Source organism: Gordonia sp. QH-12 (genome assembly GCF_001578675.1).
Classification (GTDB): Bacteria; Actinomycetota; Actinomycetes; order Mycobacteriales; family Mycobacteriaceae; genus Gordonia; species Gordonia sihwensis.
Genome location: NZ_KQ969314.1, coordinates 1 through 12,913, shown reverse-complemented (window position 1 = coordinate 12,913; position 12,913 = coordinate 1). Strand labels below are relative to the sequence as shown.

The following is a 12,913-nucleotide window of genomic DNA, read 5'->3' as shown; positions in this document are numbered from 1 at the left end:
CCGCCCACTCGACAAACCTCGAGGGTCGGAGAGCGCTTCCGGCAGGCTGGTTGAGGGGGCACCCTCTTAGGCTGGTTGAGCGAGCGAAGCGAGTCGAAACCACCACACGAGCGGTGCAGAGTCGTCTCGATACGGCGGGCTCGCTACGCTCACACGCCTACTCGACAAACCTCCGGGGGAGCCGGCGATTCCAGGCCGGTTGAGTGCGCACCCTCTTAGGCTTGTTGAGCGAGCGAAGCGAGTCGAAACCAAGCGAGAATGCAGCGGATCGTGCCCCGTCCTCGGGGCCGCACCACCGTCATGGCCATTCACCACGCTTGCTGAGCCAACGAAACTCAGCACAAACAGTGGCGCGGTGTCTCGGTACGGACCAGCGGCTGGCCATCCACTCGTTCTCAGTTAGCTTGTTCGCAGGTCGGCGAATAGATTGGACGGTTATGAGTACTACTGGTGGCGGACGGAATCCGGGCGGCCGGCGAAACGGGCGGCAGCGACGGACGGACGACCATGCGTCATCCGGACCCGGGATTCCCGACGACGTCTCGGCATCGGATCTCGATCCGGAAGTCAGGCGGGATCTGTCGGCTTTGGACAAGCCGACGGCCGACCGGGTCGCACGTCATCTGGTGATGGCGTCGTCGTTGCTGGAGGACGATCCGCAGGAGGCGCTGGCGCACGCCCGTGCCGCTCGGGCTCGGGCCGCACGGATCGCCGTCGTCCGCGAGACCGCGGGCATTGTGGCGTACTCTGCCGGGGAATGGCAGGAAGCGATCTCCGAACTGCGTGCCGCGCGAAGGATGAGCGGGAGCGATGCGCTGCTGCCGCTGATCGCCGACAGCGAACGCGGGCTGGGACAGCCCCGACGTGCGGTCGAGATCGCCGACAGCGACGAGGCACGCGATCTCAGCGCTGAGGCTGCGCTCGAGATGGCCATGGTCAAGGCCGGTGCTCTCATCGACCTGAAAGATCCCGAGTCGGCGGTGCGTGCGCTGAGTGATCAGGACCTGCGTCCAGGTCGGACCGGAACCCAGGCCGCGCGGCTGTTCTTCGCCTACGCTTCGGCCCTCGAGGCTGCTGGCCGTCGAGCCGACGCGGTGACCTGGTTCCAGAATGCGGCAGCCGCCGATATCGATGACCAGACCGACGCCGAGTTCCGGCTGATGGACCTGCTCGAGAGCACACCGAGCGTAGATACGTCGACCTCCGGCCATAGTGAACCGTCGTCGGCCTCCGTGGCTCTGGGCGATGCGTACGACGTGCTTCTGCTCGATCTCGACGGAACTCTGTACACCGGTTCCACAGCACTGCCCGGCGCGATCGAGGCCGTGGCGCAAACACACGGCACCGCGCTGTTCGTCACGAACAATGCCAGCCGTAGTCCCGAGCAGGTGCGCGATCATCTCCTCTCACTGGGGTTCGACGCGAAGTCCGAGCAGGTGGTCACCAGCGCTCAGGCCGGAGCGGACCTGGTTGCGGAGACGGTCGAGACGGGTTCGAAGGTCCTCGTCGTCGGTGCTGATGCTCTTCGCGATGAGATCAGGGCGCGCGGGCTGACTGTGGTCGACTCCGCCGACGATGAGCCGGCGGCTGTCGTCCAGGGCCACTCCCCGGAGACCGGTTGGGCGCAGCTGTCTGAGGGCGCTCTGGCGGTGCGACGTGGCGCTGCCTGGGTGGCGACCAACGTCGACTCGACCCTGCCGACCGAGCGCGGACTGATGGTCGGAAACGGATCGATGGTAGCGGCGATCGCCTCGGCGACCGGCCAGGAGCCCACCGTGGCAGGGAAGCCCGCGGCACCGATCATGCGAGGCGCACTGTCGCGCACCGACGGCAAGCGGCCCCTGATGGTCGGGGACCGGCTCGATACGGACATCGAGGGCGCGCACACCGTGGGGATCGACAGTCTGCTCGTCCTGGGCGGCGTCACGAGCGGACCCGAACTGCTCGCCGCCGAACCGCGGCAGCGGCCGACGTACATCGCGTCCGGGCTGGACGCGCTCAAGGAGCCGGCGGCGGAGTCCGCGATCGGTCCCCGTCCCGAGTGGAGCATCGAGATCAACGGCCAGCACGTCGCGGTCGCCGCGCGTTCGACGGGAACCGAGGCGAGTCTCGCCGCGGCGCTCGCGCACGCGGTGTGGACTGCCGACGTCGGTTCGTTCGATCTGCGGATCGCCGCCCAGGACGACGTGGCGGCGGAGACTCTCACCGCCCTCGGACTGACACCGCTGCGTTAGCCTGGTCTCGTCATGAGTGAGCCGAATACACCCCGCCCCGGTCCGTCACCGGCGTCGGTCGCCGCGGATCTGGCCGCACGCAATGCGCCGCCCGCAGACCCGGCAGAGCATCCGGCGCTGGCCGCTGCCGCGCAGTTGCTGGAGGAGGCGGAGATGGTTCGATCGGCCGCCGGTGACGAACTCGACCTCGGTGCGCTCGCCCGGCAGGCGGAACTGCTCACCAGCGCACACGACAGACTCGCCGCGGCGCTGGAAGACGCCGGCCGTGGCTGAACGCAACCGCATCTGCTGCCGTAGAAGGATCCGTTGCCCTAGACAGAAAGGCCGATGATGGCTGCTCGTGCACGGCTCGACGCCGAACTCGTGCGGCGCGGACTCGCCAGGTCCCGCGAGCAGGCCCGCGAGCTGATCGACGCCGGGAATGTCAAAGTCAACGGAACGCCGGCCAGCAAGCCTGCGACCAATGTCGCCAGGGACACGCCGATCGTGGTGACTGAAGGGCAGACCGACGACTGGGCCTCCCGCGGGGCGCACAAGCTGCTCGGCGCCCTCGCCGCATTCGAACCGCTCGGGGTGTCCGTCGACGGTAAACGGTGTCTGGACGCAGGCGCGTCCACAGGCGGTTTCACCGACGTGCTGCTGCGACGCGGTGCTCGTGAAGTGGAAGCGGTCGACGTCGGCTACGGGCAGCTGGTGTGGAAGCTGCAGACCGACGAGCGGGTGCACGTCCACGATCGGACCAACGTCCGTCATCTCACGCCGGAAGTGATCGGCGGCCCGGTCGATCTCATCGTCGGAGACCTCTCCTTCATCTCGCTCAAGCTGGTGCTGCCTGCGCTCGCCGGCTGTCTCCGCCCCGGGGGCGACGCATTGCCGATGGTGAAGCCGCAGTTCGAGGTCGGAAAGAACCGTGTCGGAGCGGGTGGGGTGGTCCGTGACCCGCGACTGCGGGCAGAGGCGGTCGAGGACGTCGCGGCGATGGCGGCATCTCTCGGGCTCACCACTCGAGCGGTCGTGGCGAGCCCGCTTCCCGGACCGTCCGGCAATGTGGAATTCTTCCTCTGGTTGCACAAGGACGACGGCGTCGTTTCGGAGCCGAAGGTCCTGAGTGAGCAGATGTCACACCCCGGCGATACCGTTGACTCGAAGATCGGCTCGGACGGTACCGATCACGATTGGGTGGATCAGGATGAGGCCACACGCGTCCGCGCTCTGATCGATCAAGCCGTCGCCGACGGTCCGCAATAGGGAGGGGGAGGGTGATGACATCATCGAGCGGGTCGCCGGACGGTACCCGGACCTTCCTGGTCGTGGCGCACACCGGCCGTGACGAGGTCACCGATACGCTCCTGACCATCGCGAAGCGCTGCGGTGACGCCGGTATCGCGGTCCGTGTCGTCGACCACGACACCCGCCGGCCGCCGCCTCCGAACGTCGAGACCCACCCGGTCGATCCGGAGATGCTGCGCGACGCCGGAGCGGATGTGGAGGTCGCTCACGCCGACTCGGTGTCGGCGCAGGGGTGTGAATTGGTGCTTGTGCTCGGCGGAGACGGCACTTTCCTGCGTGCCGCCGAACTGGCGTACCCCGCGGGCGTCCCATTGATGGGGATCAATCTCGGCCACATCGGATTCCTCGCGGAGGCGGAGGCGCACCGGATCGACGAAGTGCTCGACCTGCTGATCGCCGGCGACTACCGGGTCGTCGACCGGATGGTGCTGGACGTATCGGTGATCGACCCGGGGAGCGATGAGCCCCGTGCGCGCGACTGGGTGCTCAACGAGGTCGTCATTCAGAACACGTCGCACAACGGTGTTCTCGAACTCGTCACCGAGGTCGACGGGCGGCCGGTTGCGGCCTACGGCGCCGACGGACTGCTCGTCGCCACGCCCACCGGTTCCACTGCGTACGCGTTCTCCGCCGGCGGTCCGGTGATGTGGCCGGATCTGGAGGCGATCCTCGTGGTGCCGAGCAACGCCCACGCGCTGTTCGCCCGCCCGATGGTCACCAGTCCGCGATCGCGCGTGGCGGTGGAAGTCCACCGCGAGGGGCGCGACGGCGTCGCCTTGTGCGACGGCCGCCGGATCTTCGACGTACCCGCGGGGTCCAGGGTGGAGGTGGTGCGGGCGCAGCGTTCGCTTCGCTGGGTCCGCATCGATTCGGAGCCCTTCGCCGACCGACTCGTCACCAAGTTCTCGCTGCCGGTCACCGGCTGGCGGGGAAGGAGCTGAGACCCGTTGCTGGAAGAACTGTCGATCCGCAGTCTCGGTGTGCTCGAATCCGCGAGCGCGCAGTTCCATCCCGGATTCACCGTTCTGACCGGTGAGACGGGTGCGGGCAAGACGATGATCGTCACCAGCCTGCGGCTGCTGTCCGGAGCACGAGCGGACGCGGGACGTGTCCGGACCGGAGACGCGAAGGCGATCGTCGAAGGCCGGTTCCGCCTTCCCGAGGATCGGTCATCGGTGGCCGCAGTCCTCGACGAGACCGGTGCCGACGTCGATGACGACGACACCCTGATCGCGGCGCGGACGGTCAATGCCGATGGTCGCTCGCGCGCACATCTGGGCGGCCGCGCCGTACCCGTGGGCACGCTCGCGCAGCTGACGGGCGAACTGCTCGCGATCCACGGGCAGAACGATCAGTTGCGGTTGATCCGGCCGGAGCAGCAGCGCTCCGCGTTGGACCGGTACGCCGGTCCGGCGGCGGCCTCGACGCTCAAGAAGTACCGCGCGGCGCGCGCGGACTGGGTGGAACTGCTCGACGAACTCGACCGGCGTCGTGACAGCGCCCGAGAACTGGCCCAGGAGGCCGACCGGTTGCGGTTCGGAATCGACGAGATCGACGCCGTCGGACCCGAGCCCGGTGAGGACACCGATCTGATCGCGACCATCCGGAGGATGACCGATCTCGAGGAGATCAGGTCCACTGCGTATCAAGCACAGGAGATCGTGGCGGGTGCCGAAGGCGCGTCGGTGGTCGACGGTCTCGGCACCGTCCGCTCGCTGTTGGAGTCGGCGTCGGATGACGCATTGCGCGATCTGCAGCCGCGCGTTGCCGAAGCACTGACGGTCGTCACCGACCTCGGCGCAGAGCTGACTTCGTTTCTCGGAGGCCTGCCGGACGACGCGGGTGACCTCGACGGCCTGCTGAACCGTCAAGCGGAACTCAAGTCGTTGACGCGCAAGTACGCCGCGGACATCGACGGCGTCCTGGCCTGGCGTGACGACGCACGTGAACGCCTGAGCGAGATCGAGGACCCCGAGGGTGCGATCGAACAACTCGAGGCTCGGGCCGCGGCCGCGCGGGACAAGGTGGCAGAACTGGCCGGCAAGCTGCACACCGTGCGGACGAAGTCGGCCAAGAGCCTCGCGAGCAAGGTCTCGGCCGAACTGGCGGGCTTGGCGATGGGCGGCAGCGCACTGGCCGTCTCGGTCTCGCTGCTGCCCGCAGACGACGACCGGCTCGCGATCGACGTCGGCGGACGGCGTGCGCACGCGGGCGGAGACGGTGCCGACCGCGTCGAATTCGGACTCGTGGCGCATAAGGGCGCGGCGCCTCTGCCGATCGCCAAATCGGCGTCGGGAGGCGAACTGTCGCGGGTGATGCTCGCGTTGGAAGTGGTTCTGGCCGAGCCGGATTCTGGCGGGGTGATGGTGTTCGACGAAGTCGACGCAGGCGTCGGCGGCGCGGCCGCCGTGCAGATCGGTGCGCGCCTCGCACGGTTGGCTCGACGCCATCAGGTGATCGTGGTGACGCACCTTCCGCAAGTGGCCGCCTTTGCCGACAACCACCTCGTGATCGGCAAGTCCGGTGGTGGAAGCAAGGGCAGGCAGACCTCGACGCTGACCATGCTCGACCGCGACGAACGCATCGCGGAGCTCGCCCGAATGCTCGCCGGTCTCGGGGACTCGGAGACCGGCAGGGCTCATGCGGAGGAACTCCTCGACACCGCGGAGCGGGCGCGCGCGGATTCCTGACGGGGAGCCGCCATTGTTTCGCCGACGGAGGCGAGTGTTTCCAGTGTGACGAAAGTTGATATTGATACGGCGCGCCTCCGTGTGACTGATGTGCCTGAAGGTCACTATGGGACCCATGAGGATGCCAGCCCTGCTCTCGCGGAACACCGAAGCACTCCCCGGACTCACCGGCATCGCCCGGATCGACAAGGACGTCAAACGCCTCGTCAACCGAGTCGACCACGGTGCGGTCGTGATCCTGGACCAGGTCGACCTGGACCGGGTCACCGCTGACGCGCTGGTGGAGGCCGAGGTCGCGGCGGTGGTGAACGTCTCGCAGTCGATCACCGGCCGATACCCGAACCTCGGTCCCGAAGTGCTCGCGGCTTCCGGCATCCCGCTGATCGACAACGTCGGCAGCGAAGTGTTCTCGCGAGTCAAGGACGGCACCAAGGTACGCCTCAACGAGGGCAAGCTGTACATCGGCGAACGCGTCATCGCTCGAGGTCAGGAACTCGGCGAACGCGAGATCGCCGACCTGATGCTCGACGCGAAGACCGGCCTCGTCGATCATCTCGAAGCCTTCTCCGGCAACACGATCGAGTTCATCCGCAGCGAGTCGCCGCTGCTGATCGACGGCGTCGGCGTGCCGAAGGTGAACGTCAAATTCGACCGCAGGCATGTCGTGATCGTGGCCGACGGCTCCGACCGCGCCGCAGACCTCAAATCGCTCAAACCCTTCATCAAGGAATACCAACCGGTGCTCGTCGGCGTCGGCGCCGGTGCGGACACCTTGATCAAGGCCGGTTACCGCCCGGCCCTCATCGTCGGGGACCCGGACGACATCCGCACTGAGACGCTCAAGTCCGGCGCCGAGGTGGTTCTGCCGGCCGACCCCGATGGCCACGCACCGGGCCTGGAGAGGATCCAGGATCTCGGCATCGGCGCCACCACCTTCCCGGCCGCCGGGTCGGCGCCGGACCTCGCACTCCTGCTGGCCGACTACCACGGTGCCGACCTGATCGTGACCGCCGGACTCAGCGGCTCGATGAACGACTTCTTCGACCGCACGATGCGTGACCAGATCCCTTCGCGCTTCCTCACGCGACTGAAGGTCGGAGCGAAGTTGGTGGATGCGAAGGCTGTCGCCACGCTGTACCGCAGTCGGATCAGCGGAACGTTGATCGCCATGCTGATGGTCGCGGCACTGATCGCGATCATCGTGGCGGTTGTGATCACCCAGGGCGGCGGGGCAGCCGCCAGCGACTGGATGGTCGACCAGTGGCACTCGCTGACCGATTGGGTCAGCAGTGTGTGGAATACCAAATGATCTCTTTGCGCCAGCACGCCGTTTCGCTGATCGCAGTCTTCTTGGCTCTGACTCTGGGCCTGTTCCTCGGTTCCGGGTTCATCGGTGACCGAGTGAATGCCCTGACCGGCACCGATCGCGACAGAATCGGGAAGCTGCAAGACGAGCGCGATGCCCTCGACAAAGAGGTCGGGAACGACACCGCCTTCATCAAGGCGATCGGTCCCGAACTGACGAAGGGTGTTCTGAACAAGCGCGGCGTGCTCATCGTCACCGCGCCCGACGCCGCCGACGGCGATGTGGAAGCGCTGAAGGGGCTGGTCAACGGTGCGGGAGGCACGGTGACCGGCCAGATCGCGTTGACCACCGCGCTGGTCCGCGACGAGCAGGCGTCCAAGCTGCGCACCGTCGTCGACCAATCGATCCCTGCCGGCGCTCAGCTGCGCGTGGAGTACACCGATTCGGGCTCGCGGCTCGGTGATCTGCTGGGCACCGCACTTCTGACCCGGCCCGGACAGGCGCCCGCGTCGGACAGTGATCGGTCCACCGCACTTCAGACGCTTCGGCAGGCCGGGTTCCTCGAGTATCCGGACGGTGCGGTGCGGCCGGCCGACTTGGTGCTGGTCGTGACGGGCGGGGAGATGTCGTCGGACTCCGGTGCGCAGGGGCAGTTCGTCGGCAGGTTCTCCGCAGCGATGGCGGCACGCGGTTCCGGTGGCGTACTCGCCGGGCGGTCCGGTTCCGCCGAGGGCGGTTCACCGATCGGTGTGGTCCGGTCCGACCCGTCGCTGAACAATGCCGTCAGCACCGTCGACAACGTCGACCAACAGACCGGTCAGCTGACCACGGTGCTCGCTCTCGGCGATGAGACCGACGGCCGCACCGGCGCGTACGGCACCGGACCGGGTGCGACGGCGATCACGGTGGGAGCTGCTCCCTCGAAGTGACCGGAGCCGCGACACTCCCGGCGACGGTGGAGTCGGCTGCTCGTAGCGGCATTCCGCGCCGATGCTGTTAGGCTGAAGTCCCGTAGGTATTCAAGATTTCGCAGAGGCTTGAACCGCCCGACGGGAGAAAAATTGCGATCATTGCGTGACCAGCGCGCCGGAGCAAAGCACATCTTCGTGACCGGCGGTGTCGCCTCGTCACTCGGCAAAGGTCTGACGGCCTCGAGCCTCGGCCAGCTCCTGACCGCCCGCGGTATGCGGGTGACGATGCAGAAGGTCGATCCGTACCTGAACGTCGATCCGGGCACGATGAATCCGTTCCAGCACGGCGAGGTCTTCGTCACCGAGGACGGCGCCGAGACCGACCTGGACATCGGTCATTACGAGCGCTTCCTCGACCGCAATCTGTCCGGATCGGCGAATGTGACCACCGGGCAGGTGTACTCGACCGTCATCGCGAAGGAACGCCGCGGTGAGTACCTCGGCGACACCGTGCAGGTGATTCCGCATATCACGGACGAGCTGAAATCGCGGATGATGGCGATGCACGACCCCGACGCCGACGGCGAGGAGCCGGATGTCGTCATCACGGAGATCGGCGGAACCGTCGGCGACATCGAGTCGCAGCCGTTCATCGAAGCGGCTCGGCAGATCCGCCACGACCTCGGGCGCGACAACGTCTTCTTCCTGCACGTCTCCCTGGTTCCGTACCTGGCGCCCTCCGGCGAGCTGAAGACCAAGCCGACCCAGCATTCCGTGGCGGCGCTGCGGAGCATCGGCATCCAGCCCGACGCACTGATCCTGCGGTGCGATCGGCCCGTGCCGGAGGCGCTCAAGAAGAAGATCGCCCTGATGTGCGACGTCGACATCGACGGATGCATCTCGACGCCGGACGCACCGTCGATCTACGACATCCCCAAGGTGCTGCACTCGGAGCAACTCGACGCCTACGTGGTCCGTCAGCTGGGACTGCCCTTCCGCGACGTCGACTGGACCGTGTGGGGCGATCTCCTCGACCGGGTCCATTCGCCGCGCGAGACGGTGCGGATCGCGTTGGTCGGCAAGTACATCGACCTGCCGGACGCGTATCTGTCGGTCACCGAGGCGATCCGTGCCGGCGGCTTCGCCCACCACACGCGCACCGAGATCTCCTGGGTTCCGTCGGACGACTGCGAGACCTACGAGGGTGCGCACGCGGCCCTGCGGGACGTCGACGCGGTTCTGGTGCCCGGCGGGTTCGGGATCCGCGGGATCGAGGGCAAGCTGGGTGCCATCAAGTACGCGCGGGAGAACGGGATCCCGCTGCTGGGACTGTGCCTCGGTCTGCAGTGCGTCGTGATCGAGGCCGCGCGGCAGGCGGGACTGGCCGATGCCAGTTCCACCGAGTTCGATCCCGATACCCCTTCGCCGGTCATCGCGACGATGGCGGATCAGGAAGCGGCCGTGGCGGGCGATGCGGACCTCGGCGGGACGATGCGGCTGGGCGCGTACCCGGCCACGCTGATCCCGGGATCTCAGGTGGCGCGGGCGTACGGCGCCACCGAGGTGAGCGAGCGGCACCGCCACCGCTTCGAGGTCAACAATGCCTATCGGGACAAGATCGCCGAGTCCGGTCTGGTGTTCTCGGGCACGTCGCCGGACGGCAAGCTCGTCGAGTTCGTCGAATATCCGAAGGACGTCCATCCGTTCCTGGTCGCCACCCAGGCGCATCCGGAGCTCAAGAGCCGTCCCACTCGCCCGCACCCGTTGTTCAAGGCGTTCATCGAGGCCGCGTTGAAGTACAAGACCGCAGTGCGGCTGCCGGTGGAACTGGAAGGTTACGACGCGAGCGGAGTCGAGATCCTCGAGACCGTCGCAGACGGGGAATGAGGTGCTGAGCCGATGAGCGAGCCGGGATCGCACGAGTTCGTCACGCGGTCGTCGCGGACCGAGTACACCGGAGCGATCCTGGCTCTGCGCATCGACGAGGTGGAGATGCCAGGGGGCCGGACGGCCCGCCGCGAGGTGGTCGAGCACCACGGTGCCGTCGCCGTGGTGGCACGCGACGACGAAGGTCGGATCGCGATGGTGCGGCAGTATCGTCACCCGATCGGACGCCGGTTGCTGGAACTGCCCGCGGGTCTGCTCGACGGCGGACCGCAGGAATCGCCGTTGTCGGCCGCACAGCGGGAACTCGCCGAGGAGGCGGATCTGGCTGCGGACCGGTGGCGAGTGCTCGTCGACCTGGTCGTGTCTCCGGGGTTCACCGACGAGGCGTTGCGCGTCTATCTGGCGGAGAGTCTCCATCAGTTGCACGCCGCTGATCGTGAGGACGAGGAGGCGGATCTCGTCCTGGAATGGGTGCCGTTGGCCGACGCGGTGCGGATGTGCCTGTCGGGCGAGATCGTCAACGCGACGGCCGTGTCCGGAGTGCTCGCCGCGGCGGCGGCCGACGCGAGCGGTACGGAACTCCGCGCCACGGACGCACCGTGGCGAGATGAGCCGACGGCCTTCGCGGCACGCCGATAGGGCGGCGACAGATGTCCACCGCGACCGTCGACGACGCGATCGCCCGCTACCTCGACCATCTCACGGTGGAACGCGGGTCGGCGGTCAACACCGTCGCCTCCTACCGTCGCGACCTCGAACGGTATCGGTCGTTTCTCGACGGGCGCGGAATCTCCGAGATCGCCGCCATCACCGAGGAGGATGTGCGCGACTTCCTCGTCGCTCTGCGGCGCGGGGACCCTGGCAGCGGTGTTCCGGGACTGGCCGACTCGTCGGTCGCGCGGACGCTGGTGGCGGCGCGTGGCTTTCACAAATTCTGTACGGCCGAAGGGTTGGCCGGATCCGACGTCGCGCATGCGGTACGTCCGCCTAAGCCGCCGCGGCGCCTCCCGAAATCGTTGCCGGTAGACGATGTTCTCGCGATCCTCGACGCCGCGGGCTCCGGCGACGGGCCGCGCAGCCTGCGCGATCGAGCGCTCGTCGAACTGCTCTACAGCTGTGGTGCCCGGATTTCGGAGGTCACCTCGCTCGACCTCGACGACCTCGATCTGGAGCACCGCGCGGTCGTCTTGCGCGGCAAGGGCGGGAAGGAGCGGATCGTGCCGGTCGGCGGACCGGCGATCGACGCCGTGGACGCGTACCTCGTGCGCGGCCGGCCGGCGTTGGTGAAACGGGCGACGCCGGCGCTGTTCCTGAACGTCCGGGGCGGAAGACTGTCCCGGCAGAGTGCCTGGCAGGTGCTCGTCGACGCCGCGGAACGTGCCGGTGTCGACAAGGAGGTCTCGCCGCACACTCTGCGGCACAGTTTCGCCACGCATCTGCTCGACGGCGGCGCTGACGTTCGCGTGGTGCAGGAATTGCTCGGTCACTCGTCGGTGACGACGACTCAGGTGTACACGCTGGTCACGGTCAACACGATGCGCGAGGTGTATGCGACCGCGCACCCGCGGGCGCGCTGAGTACCGCCCCTCGCCACCCTCACGCCGACCGGTGCTCGGCGACCAGTTCCCGCACAGCGGGTGCCACCTGGGTGCCGATGGTCTCGATCTCGGCCGCGTCGTCCGTCGCGAAGATGAACCCGGTGATGCCGTAGTCGCGGGTGAGACCGGCGAGCTCGTCCACCCAGGATGCCGGCGGACCGCTGAGCAGATCTCCGCGAGCGTCGTTGAAGTGACCGCCGACGTTCAGGTATCGCCGGATAGCCGAGGGGTCACGGCCGGCGTCGATCGCGGCTGCGTCGATCACGGCATTCATCGAGGTCAGATCGCTGACCCCGTTCGGCAGATAGCTGAGCGACGGCAGGCAGCCGTCGCATTTGCGGCCGACGAGTCGGAGCATGCGCGGTTTGTACGCGCCGACGGTGATGCCGATCGGGTGGGCGGGCGCCGGGCCGCGTTTGGCGCCGTCCACCTGGTAGAAGTCACCGCTGAGATGAACGCCGGCGCGGGCCGAGGTGTCCCAGATCGCGCGCATCACGTCGATCGCCTCGTCCAGTGCACGACGGCTTTCTCCGGGGGTGCGACGCGGACCTCCCATCGCCGCGATCGCGTCGACGAAGCCGCCTGCACCCAGTGCGATCTCGCATCGACCGGCGGAGAGCAGATCGAGGCTCGCAGCGGCGCGGGCGAGAACAGCGGGAGGCCGCAGCGGGAGGTTGAGGACGTTTCCGGACAGAATCACGCGCTCGGTCCGCGCGGCGATGAAGCTCAGCAGGGTCCAGGTGTCGAGGAACGCCGGTTGATACGGGTGGTCCTGGATCGTCACCATGTCGATGCCGGCGTCTTCGGCGGTCAGAGCCAGGTCGACGGCCTGCTGAGGTGCCTTTGACGTACCTGTGACGAAGACGCCGAAACGAAGCTCGAGACCGTAGTCGCTCATGGTTCGCAGACTACGACGACGAGTGCGCGAGCGCAGGCGAGCGCCGACTGTTTTGTCGGAGGTCGGCGGTAGAGTTCGAACATAGAAGCACAGCAGGAG

The 12,913-nt window shown here is 67.6% G+C and carries 11 protein-coding genes; 10 read left to right on the top strand and 1 reads right to left on the bottom strand.

Translation table 11 applies throughout. The annotated features are described in order from the left end of the window. The first annotated feature begins 437 nt into the window (after positions 1-437). From Y710_RS18065 to xerD, 10 genes are all read left to right on the top strand, one after another. Positions 438-2,234, top strand: a complete 1,797-nt coding sequence (locus Y710_RS18065) for an HAD-IIA family hydrolase (RefSeq protein ID WP_231875781.1) — start codon at positions 438-440, stop codon at positions 2,232-2,234. 12 nt (positions 2,235-2,246) lie between these two features. After that, entirely contained in the window at positions 2,247-2,507 is a 261-nt protein-coding gene (locus Y710_RS18060; protein WP_045537983.1) for a hypothetical protein, read from the top strand. A 57-nt stretch (positions 2,508-2,564) separates the two neighbouring features. Then, positions 2,565-3,482 (top strand): TlyA family RNA methyltransferase, encoded by a 918-nt coding sequence (locus Y710_RS18055; protein WP_045538021.1) that lies wholly within the window; start codon positions 2,565-2,567, stop codon positions 3,480-3,482. A 14-nt stretch (positions 3,483-3,496) separates the two neighbouring features. Further along, positions 3,497-4,465 (top strand): NAD kinase, encoded by a 969-nt coding sequence (locus Y710_RS18050; protein ID WP_006898318.1) that lies wholly within the window; start codon positions 3,497-3,499, stop codon positions 4,463-4,465. 6 nt (positions 4,466-4,471) lie between these two features. Further along, positions 4,472-6,214, top strand: a complete 1,743-nt coding sequence (recN, locus tag Y710_RS18045) for a DNA repair protein RecN (protein WP_045537986.1) — start codon at positions 4,472-4,474, stop codon at positions 6,212-6,214. A gap of 115 nt (positions 6,215-6,329) precedes the next feature. Further along, a complete protein-coding gene (gene steA / locus Y710_RS18040; RefSeq protein ID WP_039868216.1) occupies positions 6,330-7,523 on the top strand; it encodes a putative cytokinetic ring protein SteA in 1,194 nt (397 codons plus the stop codon). Further along, the gene (locus tag Y710_RS18035; RefSeq protein ID WP_006898315.1) at positions 7,520-8,449 is read left to right on the top strand and encodes a copper transporter; all 930 of its coding nucleotides are present in this window, start codon (positions 7,520-7,522) and stop codon (positions 8,447-8,449) included. The genes steA and Y710_RS18035 overlap by 4 nt, the downstream gene beginning before the upstream one ends. 132 nt (positions 8,450-8,581) lie before the next feature. Continuing rightward, positions 8,582-10,318: a CTP synthase gene (locus tag Y710_RS18030; protein ID WP_006898314.1), complete on the top strand. Its 1,737-nt coding sequence runs from the start codon at positions 8,582-8,584 to the stop codon at positions 10,316-10,318. A gap of 12 nt (positions 10,319-10,330) precedes the next feature. Next, entirely contained in the window at positions 10,331-10,957 is a 627-nt protein-coding gene (locus Y710_RS18025) for an NUDIX domain-containing protein (RefSeq protein ID WP_006898313.1), read from the top strand. An 11-nt stretch (positions 10,958-10,968) separates the two neighbouring features. Then, a complete protein-coding gene (gene xerD / locus Y710_RS18020) occupies positions 10,969-11,895 on the top strand; it encodes a site-specific tyrosine recombinase XerD (protein WP_045537988.1) in 927 nt (308 codons plus the stop codon). Between the two features lie 19 nt (positions 11,896-11,914). Here the strand turns inward: xerD and Y710_RS18015 are convergent, their stop codons facing one another. Further along, positions 11,915-12,814, bottom strand: a complete 900-nt coding sequence (locus tag Y710_RS18015) for an LLM class flavin-dependent oxidoreductase (RefSeq protein WP_045537990.1) — start codon at positions 12,812-12,814, stop codon at positions 11,915-11,917. Positions 12,815-12,913: the final 99 nt, after the last annotated feature.